14 protein-coding genes and 1 tRNA gene are annotated in these 15,291 nt (G+C 73.3%); 11 read left to right on the forward strand and 4 right to left on the reverse strand.

The features are described 5' to 3' along the window. The first annotated feature begins 19 nt into the window (after nucleotides 1–19). From EV384_RS08525 to EV384_RS08535, 3 genes are read left to right on the forward strand one after another with little or no spacing between them, the layout of a single operon-like run. Entirely contained in the window at nucleotides 20–733 is a 714-nt protein-coding gene (locus tag EV384_RS08525) for a uracil-DNA glycosylase (RefSeq protein WP_130340368.1), read from the forward strand. A 20-nt stretch (nucleotides 734–753) separates the two neighbouring features. Then, on the forward strand, nucleotides 754–1,497 hold the full coding sequence (locus tag EV384_RS08530; RefSeq protein ID WP_130331736.1) for a DUF4129 domain-containing protein: 744 nt from the start codon (nucleotides 754–756) through the stop codon (nucleotides 1,495–1,497). Between the two features lie 55 nt (nucleotides 1,498–1,552). Further along, nucleotides 1,553–2,137 carry a hypothetical protein gene (locus EV384_RS08535; protein ID WP_130331738.1) on the forward strand — a complete coding sequence of 195 codons (585 nt, stop codon included), beginning with the start codon at nucleotides 1,553–1,555 and terminating at the stop codon, nucleotides 2,135–2,137. On the opposite strand, the gene EV384_RS08540 is transcribed toward EV384_RS08535, so the two are convergent. Next, the gene (locus EV384_RS08540) at nucleotides 2,112–3,365 is read right to left on the reverse strand and encodes an RNA-guided endonuclease InsQ/TnpB family protein (RefSeq protein ID WP_207232266.1); all 1,254 of its coding nucleotides are present in this window, start codon (nucleotides 3,363–3,365) and stop codon (nucleotides 2,112–2,114) included. The genes EV384_RS08535 and EV384_RS08540 overlap by 26 nt on opposite strands. A 155-nt stretch (nucleotides 3,366–3,520) precedes the next feature. On the opposite strand from EV384_RS08540, the gene EV384_RS08545 reads away from it, so the two are divergent. The 4 genes from EV384_RS08545 to EV384_RS08560 all read left to right on the forward strand — a co-directional run bounded on the left by EV384_RS08545 (nucleotide 3,521) and on the right by EV384_RS08560 (nucleotide 8,019). Further along, nucleotides 3,521–4,528 (forward strand): AAA family ATPase, encoded by a 1,008-nt coding sequence (locus EV384_RS08545; RefSeq protein ID WP_130331740.1) that lies wholly within the window; start codon nucleotides 3,521–3,523, stop codon nucleotides 4,526–4,528. Further along, complete coding sequence (locus tag EV384_RS08550; protein ID WP_130331742.1) at nucleotides 4,528–5,898, forward strand: DUF58 domain-containing protein; 1,371 nt, start codon at nucleotides 4,528–4,530, stop codon at nucleotides 5,896–5,898. The genes EV384_RS08545 and EV384_RS08550 overlap by 1 nt, the downstream gene beginning before the upstream one ends. Before the next feature lie 126 nt (nucleotides 5,899–6,024). Beyond that, nucleotides 6,025–6,585: a hypothetical protein gene (locus tag EV384_RS08555; RefSeq protein ID WP_423202947.1), complete on the forward strand. Its 561-nt coding sequence runs from the start codon at nucleotides 6,025–6,027 to the stop codon at nucleotides 6,583–6,585. A gap of 102 nt (nucleotides 6,586–6,687) precedes the next feature. Then, complete coding sequence (locus tag EV384_RS08560; RefSeq protein ID WP_130331746.1) at nucleotides 6,688–8,019, forward strand: NAD(P)/FAD-dependent oxidoreductase; 1,332 nt, start codon at nucleotides 6,688–6,690, stop codon at nucleotides 8,017–8,019. A 169-nt stretch (nucleotides 8,020–8,188) separates the two neighbouring features. On the opposite strand, the gene EV384_RS08565 is transcribed toward EV384_RS08560, so the two are convergent. Then, nucleotides 8,189–10,021 carry a hypothetical protein gene (locus tag EV384_RS08565; RefSeq protein ID WP_242623987.1) on the reverse strand — a complete coding sequence of 611 codons (1,833 nt, stop codon included), beginning with the start codon at nucleotides 10,019–10,021 and terminating at the stop codon, nucleotides 8,189–8,191. A 102-nt stretch (nucleotides 10,022–10,123) separates the two neighbouring features. Here EV384_RS08565 and EV384_RS08570 point away from each other — a divergent pair. The 4 genes from EV384_RS08570 to EV384_RS08585 all read left to right on the forward strand — a co-directional run bounded on the left by EV384_RS08570 (nucleotide 10,124) and on the right by EV384_RS08585 (nucleotide 12,395). Then, a tRNA-Leu gene (locus EV384_RS08570) sits at nucleotides 10,124–10,204 on the forward strand. Nucleotides 10,205–10,314: 110 nt separating this feature from the next. Continuing rightward, nucleotides 10,315–11,160 carry a Bax inhibitor-1/YccA family protein gene (locus EV384_RS08575; RefSeq protein WP_130331750.1) on the forward strand — a complete coding sequence of 282 codons (846 nt, stop codon included), beginning with the start codon at nucleotides 10,315–10,317 and terminating at the stop codon, nucleotides 11,158–11,160. 127 nt (nucleotides 11,161–11,287) lie between these two features. Continuing rightward, nucleotides 11,288–12,046: a Bax inhibitor-1/YccA family protein gene (locus tag EV384_RS08580; RefSeq protein ID WP_130331752.1), complete on the forward strand. Its 759-nt coding sequence runs from the start codon at nucleotides 11,288–11,290 to the stop codon at nucleotides 12,044–12,046. A gap of 28 nt (nucleotides 12,047–12,074) precedes the next feature. Further along, complete coding sequence (locus EV384_RS08585; RefSeq protein ID WP_130331754.1) at nucleotides 12,075–12,395, forward strand: hypothetical protein; 321 nt, start codon at nucleotides 12,075–12,077, stop codon at nucleotides 12,393–12,395. Between the two features lie 24 nt (nucleotides 12,396–12,419). On the opposite strand, the gene EV384_RS08590 is transcribed toward EV384_RS08585, so the two are convergent. Further along, nucleotides 12,420–13,913: a CYTH and CHAD domain-containing protein gene (locus EV384_RS08590; protein WP_130331756.1), complete on the reverse strand. Its 1,494-nt coding sequence runs from the start codon at nucleotides 13,911–13,913 to the stop codon at nucleotides 12,420–12,422. A 40-nt stretch (nucleotides 13,914–13,953) separates the two neighbouring features. After that, nucleotides 13,954–15,216 (reverse strand): acetyl-CoA C-acetyltransferase, encoded by a 1,263-nt coding sequence (locus EV384_RS08595; protein WP_130331758.1) that lies wholly within the window; start codon nucleotides 15,214–15,216, stop codon nucleotides 13,954–13,956. Nucleotides 15,217–15,291 lie beyond the last annotated feature (75 nt).

A 15,291-nucleotide genomic window follows, 5' to 3' on the forward strand; every position in this document is an offset into this window, starting at 1 on the left:
GCCGCGTACCCCCGACGAGGTGGTCGCCCGCGCCGCGCGGGCGACCGACCTCGCCGACCTCGACGGCGCGGTGAGCAACTGCTTCGCCTGCCCGCGCCTGGTCGCCTGGCGGGAGGAGGTCGCCCGGGTGAAGCGGGCGGCCTTCCGCGACCAGCGGTACTGGGGCCGCCCGGTGCCCGGCTTCGGCGCCTCGGACGCGCGGATCGCCATCCTCGGCCTGGCGCCGGCCGCGCACGGCGGCAACCGCACCGGCCGGATCTTCACCGGCGACCGCTCCGGCGACGTGCTGTTCGCCGCCCTGCACCGCGCCGGCCTGGCCAACCAGCCGACCAGCGTCGCCGCCGACGACGGCCTGATCCTGCGGGACACCCGCATCTTCGCCGCGGTGCGCTGCGCGCCGCCGGACAACAAGCCCACCCCAACGGAGCGGGACACCTGCGCGCCGTGGCTGCACCGGGAGGTCGCGCTGATCCGGCCCACCCTGCGCGTCGTGGTCGCGCTGGGTGCCTTCGCCTGGGCCGCGTGGTGGCCGGTGCTCCGGGACGTGTACGGGGTTCGGCCGCCCAGTCCGCGACCGGCCTTCGGCCATGGGGCACACTGGTCCGACAGTTCCGCACCGGCGCTGCTCGGCTGCTATCACGTCAGCCAGCAGAACACCTTCACCGGGCGGCTGACACCAGGGATGCTGGACGACGTGTTCGCCCGGGCGAAGCAGTTGGCCGGGGTGGACTGAGGAATGCGTGGGGCGGTGGGATGGACCTCGGCGTGCTGCGCAGGTGGTGGCCGGTCGCGGCGGTGACGGTCCTGCTGGCCGTCGCCGTGTTCGCGGCCGGGCACTCCTCGATCGGGGCCAGCCGGATCCCGCCCGCCGCGGACAACATCCCCTACGTGCCGGACTACCCCTCCGCCGCGCCCGCGCCCTCGATCGCCGTCGAGCCCCGGGACGCCGCCGAGGCCACCCAGGCGCAGATTCCTTCCTGGATCGCCACCACCGTGATGGTCGTGCTCGGCCTGGCGGTCCTGCTCGCCATCGGGTACGTCGGCTGGACGCTGTTCGGTGGCGCCCTTCGGCGTACCACCCGGGCGATCCCGGTGCAGCGGGCCCGGCGTACCGCCGAGGGCACCGCGCGGGAGGTGGTCGCCGCGCTCGACGCGGGCCTGGTGGAGCTGGACGACCGGGACACCGACCCGCGGACCGCGGTGATCGCCTGCTGGGTCCGGCTGGAGGAGGCCGCCGAGGAGGCCGGCGTGCCCCGGCTCGCCGGGGACACCCCGACCGACCTGGTCAGCCGGTTGCTGCGCGGCGAGCCGGCCGCCGGCGTCCCGGCGATCGCCAGCGCCGACGTGCTGGACGGGTTCGCGCACGTCTACCGCGAGGCCCGGTACGCCACACACACCGTCGACGAGCGGATGCGCGACCAGGCCCGGGCGGCCCTGCGCCGACTGCGCGGCGAGTTGGCCAACCTCGCCGCCTCCGCCCCCGGAGTGGCGCCGTGAGCGCGAGGAGTGAGCCGGTCTTGCGAGCCCCGCAGTCGCGAGCCAGGCTGACGCCGTGAGTACCAGCATCGACGACCTGCTGTCGTTCGAGGAGGAACCGGCCGGACCGGCCGTAGGTTCCCGCGGCGGCCGGGTACGCCTGGTGCTGCGGACCCTCGCGGTCACCGCGGCGATCGTGGCGGTCGTCGTGGCGGGCCTGCGGACGGTCGGCCTCCAGGTCTCCTTGTGGATCATCGTCGCCGGGGTGCTCGCGTTGCTCGCCGTCCGGCGGGTCACCGCCGCGCTGTCGCCCCCGCCGCCGCCCCGGGCCGGTTACCGGGCGCCCGCCGGTGAGGAGCCGGGCATCTGGAACTGGGCCGCCCGGGACGCGCTGCGCGCCGCCATCAACGGGTGGGAACGCCCGCTGGACTGGTGCGGGGGCAACCGGCAGCGGTTCACCGAGCGGATCCTGCCCCGGATCGGCGAGCTGGCCGACGAGCGGCTGCGCCAGAAGCACGGCCTGACCCGCGAGTCCGACCCGGCCCGTGCCCGCACCCTGCTGGGGGAGCCGCTGTGGACGTTCCTCAGCACGCCCCCCCGCCACCCCCCGTCGCCGCGCGACCTCGCGGCGATCGTCACCGAACTGGAGAAGCTGTGTTGACATCTTCCCGGCCCTGAAGGACCGGGATTCCCACGGTCGCCCGTGAGGTTTCCTGCTTCGTCACCGACCGCCTTGTCCGGGAGGGCTCCCGTTGAGGTCTTACACCAGCTCCACAGGCAGACACCGCCAGCCCGGCGGCCAGAATGTTCCGCGCGGCGTTCACGTCACGGTCGTGGATGGCGCCGCAGTCGCACGTCCAGGTCCGGACGTGCAGCGGCATCGTGACCCGTACGGTTCCGCAGGACGAGCACAGTTTGGAGGAGGGGAACCAGCGGTCGACCGCGATCACCTTACGGCCGTACCACTGGGCCTTGTATTCCAGCATGCTGCGGAACGCGCGCCACGCCGCGTCGCTGATGGCGCGGGCGAGTGTGTGGGTTTTCAGCAGGTTCCGAACGGTAAGGTCCTCGATCACGATCGTTTGGTTGTCACGAACGAGCCGAGTGGTGATCTTGTGCAGATGGTCGCGTCGCCGGTCGGCGATGCGAGCGTAAACCTTGGCGACCTTGCGGCGCGCGTTGTCCCGGTTCGCCGAGCCCTTGGCCTTCCGCGACAGCTCCCGCTGGGCGCGGGCAAGCCGGACACGGTCGCGCTGCCCATGCCGAGGATTGGTGATCTTTTCCCCGGTCGACAGGGTCAGCAGGTGGTCAAGCCCGGCGTCTATCCCGATCGCCGCGGTGGTCGGGGGCAGCGGCTGCAGGGTCTGGTCCTCGCACAGCAGGGACACGAACCAGCGGCCCGCGCTGTCCTGGGACACGGTCACCGTCGACGGCTTCGCACCCTCCGGGAGAGGGCGCGACCACACGATGTGCAGCGGCTCCCCCATCTTCGCCAGCGTCAGCGTGCCGTCGCGGAAGCGGAAAGCGCTGGTGGTGTACTCCGCCGACTTCCGCGATCTCTTCCGCGACTTGAAACGCGGGTACTGCGCGCGTTTAGCGAAGAAGTTTGTGAAGGCCGTCTGAAGGTGCCGCAGGGCCTGCTGAAGCGGAACCGAGGAGACCTCGTTGAGGTAGGCCAGTTCCCCGGTCTTCTTCCACGCGGTCAGCATCGCCGACGTGGCGTTGTAGCTGACGCGTTCCTGCCGGAGCGTCCACGCCTCCGTACGGGCCGCCAACGCGAGGTTGTAAACCTTCCGCACGCATCCGAACGTGCGCGACAGCTCGGCTGCCTGCGCCTCGGTCGGATAGAAGCGGTACTTGAATGCCCGCTTCACGCGCGTGGTCTTCATGGCTACCGAACTATCGCATCGCCCTGTGACAATCTGCGGGCTCTCGGGAGAGGCCACCAGTCCGCCTTGCCGGCGAACCGGCTATCCCTGCCCTGCTCCGCAGGAGTTCGATTCCTCCCCGCCCTGAAGGGCGAGGTCTCCTCGAAGGAGTTCTGATGAACGACGTGGACCGGAGCATGCCCCCCGCCGAGGTGGGCCAGCTGGCCCGGGCGGTGCTGGACGCGGTCGGCACGGTCGTGGTCGGCAAGCGGGAGGCGTTGGAACTCGTCCTCGCCGGCATCCTCGCCGGTGGGCACGTGCTGCTGGAGGACCTGCCGGGGCTGGGCAAGACGCTGACCGCGCGCTCCTTCGCGCAGGCCCTCGGGCTGGACTTCCGCCGGCTCCAGTTCACCCCAGACCTGCTGCCCGCCGACGTGACCGGCTCGTTCCTGTACGACCAGCGCAGCGGCGACTTCTCGTTCCGGGCCGGCCCGGTCTTCACCAACCTGCTGCTCGCCGACGAGATCAACCGGACCCCGCCGAAGACCCAGTCGGCGCTGCTGGAGGCGATGCAGGAGAAGCAGGTCTCCGTCGAGGGCGTCACCTACCGGCTGGATGAGCCGTTCCACGTGCTCGCCACCGCCAACCCGATCGAGTACGAGGGGACGTACCCGCTGCCGGAGGCGCAGCTCGACCGGTTCCTGCTCCGGGTGTCGTTCGGCTACCCGAACCATGAGGAGGAGTGGGAGGTGCTGCGCCGGCGGATGGCCCGCCGCCGCGAGGAGGCCGAGATCAAGCCGGTGGTCGACGCGGCCACCCTGCGCGCCATGCAGGCCGCGCTGGAGGACGTGGTCGTCGAGGACTCGATCGGCCGCTACATCGTGGCGCTGACCGCGGCCACCCGGGAGCATCCGTCCGCGCTGGTCGGTGCCTCGCCGCGCGGCTCGCTGGCGCTGCTGCTGCTGGCCCGGGTCCGGGCCGTCTTCGCCGGCCGGGACTACGTGGTGCCGGAGGACGTCAAGGAGGTGGCGGTGCCCGCGCTGGCCCACCGGATCACGCTGCGCCCGGAGATGTGGCTGCGCCGGGTCGACCCCTCCTTCGTTGTCGGCGAGGTCCTCGAGCAGACGCCCGCCCCGGCCAGCGGCGCGCTGCCCAGCTACGCGGCCGGGCGGCCCGGGCGCTGATGGCCAGTCGTGACGAGCCGGAGCCGGCGACGGGCTGGGCGCCCACCTGGGCGCTCGGCCGGGCCGTGCTGCTCACCGGGCTGCTGCTGATCGCGGCGGTGCTGTTCGGCCGGGTCGACCTGGTCGTGCTGGCCACGCCGTTCGCCCTCGGCACCGCGTACGCGCTGCGCCGACGGCCCACCGCCGGCCCCGAGCTGGAGATCAGCGCCGGGGACGCGCACCTGGTCGAGGGCGGCCCGATGGCCGCCACGGTCGCCATCGGCAACCCGGACACCGTGTCGTACGACGTGGCGGTGGTGCGGACCCGGATGTCGCCGTGGCTGCGGGTGGAGAGGGTCGGCTTCGGCGGGGCGGGCGTGGAGGTGGCCCGCTCCGGGGGCGCCGACCGGCCCTTCGTCACCTCGGTGCCGACGGGTAGGGCGGTCGACCTGGCGCTGTCCGGGACGGCGCTGCGCTGGGGCCGGCACCCGATCGGTCCGGCCGGCGCCCGGGTCGCCACCGCGGACGGGCTGCTGGTCTCCCGGGCCGTGATCACCGACCCGGTGCGGATGCGGGTCTATCCGCGGACCGAGCCGTTCGAGGCGGTGGAGGCGATGCCCCGCGCGGCCGGGCTGGTCGGCGCGCACCACTCCCGGCGGCCGGGGGAGGGCGGCGAGCTGGCCGGGGTGCGGGTCTTCGCTCCCGGTGACCGGCTGCGCCGGATCGACTGGCGGGTCTCGCTGCGGGCCCGCCAGCTGCACGTCGCGGCCACCCTCTCCGACCGGGACGCCGAGGTGGTGGTGCTGCTCGACGTGCTGGCCGAGGCGGGCCGCTCGGGGGGCGTCAACGGTCCCGCCTCGGTGCTGGACACCACGGTCCGGGCGGCGGCCGCGATCGGTGAGCACTACCTGCACCGGGGCGACCGGGTGGCGATGCTGGAGTACGGTCCGGCCGCCCGCCGGCTGCGCCCGGCCACCGGTCGCCGGCAGTACCTGACCGTGCTGGAGTGGCTGCTCGACGTGCACGCCGAGTCCTCCCCGCACGAGCCGTACGACCAGGTCTTCGGGCCGCAGGTGCTCTCCGCCGACGCGCTGGTGGTGGTGCTCACCCCGCTGCTGGACGAGCGGTCGGCGCAGATGCTGGCCCGGCTCGCCCGGGGCGGTCGGTTCGTGGTCGCGGTGGACACCCTGCCGGCCGACCTGCCGCCGCCGAAGGACCGGGGCTGGGCCGAGGTGGCGTACCGGCTGTGGCGGCTGGACCGGGACACCATGATCGGCCAGCTCCGTGAGCACGGTGTGCCGGTGGTGCGGTGGGCCGGCGCGGGCAGCCTGGACCAGGTGCTCCGGGACGTGTCCCGACTGGCGACCGCCCCCCGGGTGGGTACCCGGTGAGCGCGCGGAACGCAGCGCAGCGGAGTCCCGCAGCCGCGAACGAAGGCGGGCACAGGTGAGCGCGAGGAACGCAGCGCAGCGGAGTCCCGCAGTCGCGAACGAAGGCGGGCACAGGTGAACGACATGCTGGACGCCCTGAACGAACGGGTCCGCGCCGTGCGGTACGCGGCAACCCGGGTCAGCCTCGCCCCGCTGCTGGTCCGGGTCGGCATCTTCCTGACCGTGCTGGTCGGCTTCCTGCTGGCGTACCCCGTGCAGATCTTCGCGGCGCGGGCGCTGCTGGCCCTGACGGTGGTGGCGGTGCTGCCGGCGATCGGGCCGCGCCGGGTCTGGCCGACCTTCGCGGCGCTGGTCACGGTCGGCGGGTGGCTGCTGGCCGCGGCCGGCTTCGACCGGCCGATCGCGCTGTGGCGGCTGCTCGCGGTGGCGACGCTGCTCTACCTGGCGCACACCCTCTGCGCGCTCGCCGCGCTGCTGCCCTTCGACGGGATTGTCGACCCGGACCTGATCCTGCGGTGGTTGACCCGGGCCGGCGGGGTGGTGCTCGCCAGCGCGGTGCTCGGCATCCTGCTGGCCGGGCTCGGCGGAATGGGGGCGGACCGGGGTTACCAGGCGGCCACGGTGGTCGGGCTGCTGGTCGCGGTGGCCCTCAGCGCGTTGCTCGGGTGGCTGTTGCGTCGCAGATAGCGGGATGGTGCAGGACGTTGTGCAGGTCACAGGTGTTGTGCTCCGTCACAGAAGGGGGTCTCGGACGGGATTAGCCGAGCCGCCCGGGGAAAGATAGATGGCGTGAATCCGAAGCGGATCCTTGTCGTGGGTGCCGGGCACGTCGGCCTGTACGCTGCTCTGCGCCTGTCCAAGAAGCTGAGCTCCCGTGAGGCCGAGGTCGTGGTCGTCGACCCGCAGCCGCACATGACCTACCAGCCGTTCCTCCCCGAGGCGGCGGCCGGCAACATCTCGCCCCGGCACTCCGTGGTGCCGCTGCGGCGCGAGTTGCGTAAGTGCAAGGTCGTGGCCGGCACGGTGACCCGGATCGACCACGACCGGAAGACGGCGATCGTGCAGCCGATCAGCGGCCCGACCCGGGAGATCCAGTACGACCACGTGGTCGTCGCCCCCGGCTCGGTGTCCCGGACGCTGCCGATTCCGGGCCTGCACGAGCACGGCATCGGGTTCAAGACCATCGGCGAGGCCATCTACCTGCGCAATCACGTGCTGGACCGGCTGGACGTGGCGGCCGCCACGACCGACCCGGACGTCCGCCGTTCCGCGCTGACCTTCACCTTCGTCGGTGGTGGCTACGCCGGCATCGAGGCGCTGGCCGAGATGGAGGACATGGCCCGGGACGCGATGCGCTACTACCCGGAGCTCAAGCCGGAGGAGATGCGCTGGGTCCTGGTCGAGGCCACCCAGCGGGTGCTGCCCGAGGTCGATCGGGACATGGGCGCCTACACGGTGCAGCAGCTGCTCAAGCGGAACATGGACATCCGGCTGGACACCCGGCTGGAGTCCTGCGTCGACGGGGTGGTCAAGCTCTCCGACGGCGACAGCTTCCGCTCCGACACCATCGTCTGGACGGCCGGCGTGAAGCCGTCGCCGATGCTGGACGCGACGGATTTCCCGCGTGACGAGCGCCGGCGGGTCACCTGCCTGCCCACCCTCCAGATCGTGGACGGCGACCGGGTCGTCGAGGGCGCCTGGAGCGCCGGCGACTGCGCCGCGGTGCCGGACCTGACCAAGGAGCCGGGCAACTTCTGCTCGCCGAGCGCGCAGCACGCGGTCCGGCAGGCCGCCCGGATGGCCGACAACATCGCGAACGTGATCCGCGGTCGCGAGCCGGTCAACTACAAGCACAAGCATGTGGGCAGCGTGGCCAGCCTCGGCCTGCACAAGGGCGTGGCGCAGGTCTACGGGATCAAGATGACCGGCTGGCCGGCGTGGTTCATGCACCGGACGTACCACATGTCGCGGATCCCGTCGTTCAACCGCAAGGTCCGGGTCGTGGTCGACTGGTCGCTGGCCTTCTTCCTCAAGCGTGAGGTGGTCGCCCTGGGCCAGCTGCACGACCCGCGCGAGGAGTTCGCCGAGGCCTCCCAGCCGGTCGGCGCGCTGCGCCGCTGAGTTTTCGTACTGAAAGGGCCCGTCGCCACGTCTGTCGTGGCGACGGGCCCTTCTCGCGTCCCGGCCCGGTCACCCGGCGCGTCCCGGCCTCGGCCCGAGGTCACCGTGAGTCACGCACTCCGCCGGATCGGTCAGCGACAGGGGTCAGACGGCCGGCGGCCAGCGGTGCTCAGAAGCGCCAGGTCCAGGCGTCGGCGATCCGGGTGCCGGGGCCGAAGAGCTGCTCCAGCGTCCGGCGCAGGGGCTCCGCGTGCGGGGCGTCGTCGGTGAGCGCCACGCACGACGCCCCCCAGAAGCTGATGTCCCGGGCGGCCTGCTGGCGCTGCTCGTCGCCGACGGCCGCCGGGACGCCCCGCTTGGCCACGTCGGCCAGCAGCGCCGAGGTGGGTCGCTTGTAGGTGCCCATGGTGGCCGAGCCACCCCGGCCGTACGGGCCGATGAAGAAGCCCTCGGGCATGCCGAACTGCGCGTCCGCCGCGGTTGCCCAGCGCATCGGCCAGGGGTCCTTCGGGGTGGCCGGCGGGACGGGGACCAGCACCCCGCCGGGGCGTACGCACTGCCGCCAGTGTCCGGCGGTGACGAACTCGGGCAGCGCCGGCCGGTCGGTGGTCGGCAGCGGCGTCGGGAAGACGCTGAGCAGGGCCGCGCCGACCGCGAGGGGGACCAGCCGCCGGGCCGGGCCCCGCTCGCGCAGGGCGCGGTCCACCGCGAGCGTCAGCAGGGTGCCGGTCAGCGGCAGCAGGGCGAGGCCGAACCGCATCGGCAGCGCGCCGTCCACCACCGGCAGGCCGGCCAGCAGGGCGTACGGGCCGGGCAGCGCGGTCCGTGCGCCGGAGATCACCAGCTCCGGGCCGAGCGACAGTACGCCCATCACCAGCGCCCCGGCGACGCAGGCGACGACCACCGGCCGGCGGCCCAGCCAGACCGCGCACGCGGCGGTGACCAGCAGCAGCGGCCAGCCGAGGAAGGTGTTGTACTCGGCCGGCCCGGTGGTCAGTCGGGACGAGGTGTCGCTGCCCAGCACCGAGAGCGGGGAGATCGTCCACCAGCTGCTCAGGTCGGCGGAGAAGTAGTGCGGGCTGAACATCCCGTCGGCGACCCCCTGCGGCCCGGTGAACTGGTACCAGAGCGGGTACGCGAGCACCAGCAGCGCCAGGCCGGCGGCGAGCAGCAACCCGCCGCCGAACGTGGGCAGGGTCCGCCGGAGCAGCGGCCGGTCGATCACCGCGTACACGACGGTCATCACCAGCAGGGTGACCGCGGCGAGGAAGAGCACCTCCTCGCCGATGAAGACCTGGACGGTGACCGCCGCGGCCAGCCCGACCGCCGAGCTGACCACCCGGCGGTGGTCCGGCCCGTCCAGGGTGCCGGCCGGGTCGGCGGCCCGGAGCAGCCGGACCACCAGCCAGACGATCACCGGGACCAGCCACTGCGCGGTCATGTGCAGGTGACTGTTGCTCTGCGAGATCATCCCCGGACCGAAGCCGCACAGTGCGGCACCGAGCCCGGCGGCGAGCCGGCGGGCTCGCAGGGTCCGGGTGAACAGCAGGTACCAGGCGGCCGCCGTGCCGACCAGGTTCCCTGCGGCCAGCAGCGCGAAGGTGACCGGCGCGCCGAGCAGCAGGGTGACCGGGGCGAGCAGCACCCCGAGCGCGATGACCGTGGTGTTGGTCATCAGGTTGACCCCGTCCGGCGCGTTGAGCCGGTCGGTGAGCAGGCTGAAGTCGCCGAGCAGGGCCCGCGAGTCGACAGCCAGGAACCACTCGTAGAGGGTCTGGTCCTCGGGGTTGAGCGCGAGCATCCGCTGCCCGGGCGCGGGCCACAGGCCGTGGGTGAGCCAGGCCGCCAGCAGCACGAAGAGCAGCCCGGCCAGCAGGTCCGCGCGGTGGCGGATAGCGGTGGCCAGCAGCTGGGCGGACCGGGACCGGCGGGCGACCTCCGGTTCGAGGCCTACAGCCTGGCCGGGGTCGGGCCCGGGGGCCGTACGGGCTGCGCTGGTCACGGCCTCGACCATAGTGGCGCGACCACCACGGGGTACGCCGGGTTGGGGCGCAACGACTACGGTGAGACTGCACCGCCGCGTGTCGACGCGCCGGTGTCACCCGCCCGGGTGGTGGAACGGCAGACACGGCCGCCTTAAAAGCGGCTGCCGCAAGGCGTGCGGGTTCGACCCCCGCCCCGGGCACCCAGACTCTCAGCTTTCCCACAGCTTTGCGCCCGGCGCGGGCTGCGAGCCCCGTTTACCCTTGAGGGTGCACGTTCACGTGCACTGACCCCCTGAGGGAGGCCTGAGAAGTGAAGACCTCGAACCCGGTGCTCGCCCGGCTCGGCCAGGCGGCCGAGCGTGAGCGGGCGGCCGGGTACGCCCAGCCCGGGCCGTACGGACAGCCCGGTTACCCCCAGCAGTACCCCACCGGCGGCTACGCGCCGCCGCAGTACCCGGCGCCGAACGCCTACCCGGCGGCGCCGCCCACCGTGACCCCGATGACCCTCGACGACGTCGTGGTCAAGACGGTCATGCTGCTCGGCATCCTCGGCGCCTCCGCCGCGGCGGCGTGGGTGCTCGTGCCCGACGCCCTGGTCGGTGTCGCCTGGATCGGCGCCGCCGTCGTCGGCCTGGTGCTCGGCCTGATCATCTCGTTCTCCCGGATGGCGAACCCGGCGCTGGTCGTGGCGTACTCGATCGTCGAGGGCGTCTTCGTCGGCATGGTCAGCAAGGCGTTCGAGTCGCTCTACGACGGCATCGTGCTCCAGGCGGTGACCGCCACCTTCGGCGTCTTCTTCCTGATGGCCGTGCTCTACAAGGCGCGCGTCATCCGGGCCACCCCGAAGTTCGTCAAGGGCATGATCGCCGTGATGGCCGGCCTCTTCGCGGTGATGCTGATCAACCTGGTGCTGGCGCTCTTCGGCGTCAACACCGGGCTGCGCGACGGCAGCCCGCTGGCCATCGGCTTCAGCCTGGTCTGCATCGTGGTCGCCTCGCTGAGCTTCGTGCTCAGCTTCCACGAGGTCGAGGAGGGCGTCCGGATGGGGCTGCCCCAGCGCTACTCCTGGACCGCCGCCTTCGGCATCCTGGTCAGCCTGGTCTGGCTCTACCTGGAGATCCTGCGGCTGCTCAGCTACTTCCAGGGCGACGACTGACCGCGCCCGCCGCACGAGCTCGGCGCCCGCCTCCGCGACAGCGGCGGCGGGCGCCGTCGTTTTCCCGCCGCCGCCGGGCCGCCCGGGGCAGAGTGGGACCCGGGGGTACGTCGGCGAGGAGGTCGCGGTGCGGAGTGCCAATCCGGTGCTGACCCGACTGGACGACGTCGGCCGGACCGAACGCCAGGTGCTCGGGGTCGGTGCCGCCGAGGCGATGACCGTGGACGACGTGGTCACCCGGACGACCGGCCTGCTGCTGCTCACCGGCGTCACCGCGGCGGTCGCCTGGGTGGTGTTCCCGCAGGCGGTGTGGCTCCCGGCGGCGCTGGCCGGGAGCGCGCTCGCCGGGCTGGTGCTGGTGCTGGTCATCTCGCTGAAGCAGATCACCAACCCGCTGCCCATCGCGGCGTACGCGGTGCTCCAGGGCCTGCTGCTCGGCGTGGCCAGCCGGGCCTTCGAACTGATCTACCCCGGCATCGTGGTGCAGGCGGTGGTCGGCACGTTCGGCGTCTTCCTTGGCATGGCACTGCTCTACCGGGCCCGGCTGATCCGGGCCACCCCGCGGCTGGCCCGGCTGGTCGTCGGGGCGCTGCTCGGCATCGTCGCGCTCAGCCTGGTCAACCTGGTGGCCTACCTGCTCACCGGCCGGCAGGGGCTGGAGGCGTACAGCCTCACCGCCGAGGTCGGCTGGCTGCCGTACGTCATCTCCGGGGTGGCGATCATCGCCGGGGCGTTCAGCTTCATCCTCGACTTCGACCTGGTCGAGCGATCGGTCCGCGCCGGCCTGCCCCGCCGGTACGCCTGGTTCTGCGCGTTCGGCCTGCTGGTCGGGTTGATCTTCCTGTACTGGCAGATCCTGCGCCTGCTCAGCTACCTGCGCCGGTGACCCGCGGCCCCTCGTAGACTCGGCGGCGATGAGCGCAGCGGAGTTGGACCGGGCGGTGGAGCTGCTGGTCCGTCAGGTCGGTCACTGGCAGCAGCCCCGGTGGTCGGCGGCGGCCGAGGGCGGCAACGTGTCCCGGGCCGCCCTGGTGCACAAGCTGGTGCAGGAGATCGCCAACCTGGCGGCGGACGCGGAGGGAGAGCCGCGGCGGGACGTACCCCGGTTGGCCAACGACCTGGTGCTGCCCGACCAGCTCCGGGTGGTCGCGGCCGATCTGCTGGCGGCCGGCCCGCCGGAGGCGGTGCTCACCCGGGCCGCCGAGGCGGTCACCGCGACCCGCTCGGCGCTCTGACGGCGGCGCGACGCGCGCGGCGGCTCAGCGCTTGAGCCAGCGCCGCACCTTCCGCCGCCGGGCCCGGTCGCGGGCCCGGGCGGCGGCCCGCACGTCCCGGCCGGCCGCCGCGGCCTGCCGCGCATGCAGGATGCCGTACGTGAAGGTGTTCTCGCCGTCGGCGTACGCGCGCAGCGCCTGCCGCCGCAGCACCTCGCGGGTGACCACCGAGTCCTGGTGCGTGCCGAGCAGGTCCTGCAGGTCCTTGAGCCGGTCCACCAGCCTGCCGGCCGGCTTCCCGACCGCCGGCTCGCGGACCTCGACGGCGTACCGGGCCGTCTTGTCCGCCTTCCGCGCCTCGTGCAGCGCGACGTCCTCGGCCGCGCCGGTCGGGTGGTCGCCGGCGAGGGCTTGGTCCAGCCGGTCGTCCGCCCGGGTCACCGCCCGGCGGACCCGCCGGGCGACCCACCGCGCGTCGACCGTCCGCGCGGTCGGCCCCTCCAGCAGCGCGTCCAGCCGGGCCAGCAGGCCGGTGTACCGGTCGGAGCCGAGCGCCGCGCGCAGCTCGTCCAGGGCGGTTGCCAGGTCGGCGGCGAACCGGGCGGAGATCCGCGCCGCGACCGGGCCGAGCACCAGGTCGGCGGGTTCGGCGTGGACCGCGTCGGTGAGCCGGGCCGCCATCACCTGGGTGTCACGGACCGGCCCGAGCTGGGCGCCGAGCCAGCGCAGCTCGGCCCGCACCCACTCGCTCTCCCGGCGGTCCCACAGCCCGCGGAAGGTCCGCAGGGTGGACCGCAGCCGGCGGACGGCGACCCGCATGTCGTGCACCGCGTCCTCGACGCCGCCGATCGCGCCGGGGTGGTTGGCGATCAGCACGTCGCGTTGGGCGAGGGCGTAGTCGAGGACGGGCGCGGCGCCGGGTTCGGGGGCGGTCGCCGGGACGGCGAGCCGGGTGGCCAGCGCCCGGTGCGACTTGGAGACCGGCACCGGGCGGGCGCCGGCCGCGCGCAGCCGGTCGTCCACCGCGTCGAGCAGCGCGTCGTCGCCGTCGACCAGTTCGACCTCGATCTCCCGCCAGGCCTGCCGCTCGCCGGTGACCAGGTCACGTCCCTCGACGGTGTCCTCGGCGACCTCGGCCAGCACCCGGCCCCGCCCGTCGAGCAGCCGGCGCTCGATCCGTCGGGTGGTGATTCGCGCCGCCGGGGCCACCGGCTGCCCCCGGGACGCGGCCCGGAAGAGCGCGACCAGCTCCGCCGGCGGGGCGTCGTCGTCCGCCCCGGCGGGGAACTGGTACTCGGTCCGGTCGCCGCCGGCCGAGCCGACCTTCAGGTGCCAGCCCGCGTCGTGCCCGCCGGTACGCCGGCGCAGCGCGAACCCGCCGCGGGCCAGCCGGAGGTCGGCGGTGTCCAGGTAGACCGCGTCGAGGTCGAAGGCGGTGGCGTCCGACGTGGTCGTGACGCCACCGCACCCCGTCAGGTCCGGCAGCCGGAATCCCTCGTCCGCGGAGTACTTGCGCTCCCGTTCCACCACCGTCGCCATGAGGGATCGGTACCCGGACACGGGAGCGCCGAATCGGGCCTCAGCACAGCCGTTCGAGCACCATCGCCATGCCCTGGCCGCCACCGACGCACATGGTCTCCAGACCGATGGTCTTGTCGTGCCACTCCAGGGCGTTGAGCAGGGTGCCGGTGATCCGGGCGCCGGTCATGCCGAACGGGTGCCCGACGGCGATCGCGCCGCCCATCACGTTCAGCTTCTCCTCGGGGATGCCGAGCTGCCGGTAGGAGGGGATCACCTGGGCGGCGAACGCCTCGTTGATCTCGACCAGGTCGACGTCGTCGATGGTCATCCCGGCCCGCTTCAGGGCCTGCTTGGAGGCCTCGACCGGGCCCAGGCCCATGATCTCCGGCGACAGCGCGGTGACGCCGGTCGACACGATCCGGGCCAGCGGGGTGAGCCCGAGGTCCTGCGCCCGCTGGGCGCTCATGATCACCACGGCGGCGGCGCCGTCGTTGAGCGGGCAGCAGTTGCCGGCGGTGATCCGGCCGTCCGGGCGGAAGACCGGCTTCAGGCCGGAGACCGCCTCCAGGGTCACCCCGGGGCGCGGCCCGTCGTCGCCGCTGACGACGGTGCCGTCCGGCGTGGTGACCGGGGTGATCTCACGGGCCCAGAAGCCGTCGGCGATCGCCTTCTCGGCCAGGTTCTGGCTGCGGACGCCGAAGGCGTCCATGTCCTCGCGGGTGACGTCGTACACCTGGGCGAGGTTCTCCGCGGTCTGCCCCATGGTCAGGTAGATGTCGGGGAGCTGGCCGTCCTCCCGCGGGTCGGTCCACACCTCGGCGCCACCCTGCGCGCGGGCCTTCGACCGCTCGTGGGCCGCCGCGAAGCGCGGGTTCTCCCAACCGCCGCCGACCAGCGCCTGCGCCTCCGGCGGCAGGGTGTCGGAGTTGCCCCGGGCGTACCGGGAGACCATCTCGACGCCGGCGGAGATGAAGACGTCGCCCTCGCCGGCTCGGATCGCGTGCATCGCCATCCGGGTGGTCTGCAGCGAGGAGGCGCAGTAGCGGGTCAGGGTGGCGCCCGGCAGGCCGTCGAGGCCCATCAGGGTGGCGACCACCCGGGCCATGTTGAAGCCCTGCTCGCCGCCGGGTAGGCCGCAGCCCAGGTAGAGGTCGTCGATCTCGGCCGGGTCGAGCCCGGGAACCTTGGCCAGGGCGGCCTGGACGATGGTCGCGGCGAGGTCGTCCGAGCGGACGTCACGGAGCGAACCCTTGAACGCGCGGCCGATGGGGGACCGGGCGGTGGCGACGATGACGGCGTCGCGGGACGACTCAATCGGCATGAACCAACGTTAACCCGCGAGTAACTTGACGCGGAAGAAGCCCGCCCGGCGGGAAATGTCACCCCCGCCGGGGCG

Origin of the sequence: Micromonospora kangleipakensis (assembly GCF_004217615.1) — a bacterium.
GTDB lineage: Bacteria > Actinomycetota > Actinomycetes > Mycobacteriales > Micromonosporaceae > Micromonospora > Micromonospora kangleipakensis.

Bases quoted from the DNA above. Each gene is read 5' to 3' on its own strand.
- EV384_RS08550 (WP_130331742.1), top strand. From the start codon at position 4,528: ATGGCCAGTCGTGACGAGCCGGAGCCGGCGACGGGCTGGGCGCCCACC.
- EV384_RS08585 (WP_130331754.1), top strand. From the start codon at position 12,075: ATGAGCGCAGCGGAGTTGGACCGGGCGGTGGAGCTGCTGGTCCGTCAG.
- EV384_RS08590 (WP_130331756.1), bottom strand. From the start codon at position 13,913: ATGGCGACGGTGGTGGAACGGGAGCGCAAGTACTCCGCGGACGAGGGA.
- EV384_RS08540 (WP_207232266.1), bottom strand. From the start codon at position 3,365: ATGAAGACCACGCGCGTGAAGCGGGCATTCAAGTACCGCTTCTATCCG.
- EV384_RS08545 (WP_130331740.1), top strand. From the start codon at position 3,521: ATGAACGACGTGGACCGGAGCATGCCCCCCGCCGAGGTGGGCCAGCTG.
- EV384_RS08530 (WP_130331736.1), top strand. From the start codon at position 754: ATGGACCTCGGCGTGCTGCGCAGGTGGTGGCCGGTCGCGGCGGTGACG.
- EV384_RS08595 (WP_130331758.1), bottom strand. From the start codon at position 15,216: ATGCCGATTGAGTCGTCCCGCGACGCCGTCATCGTCGCCACCGCCCGG.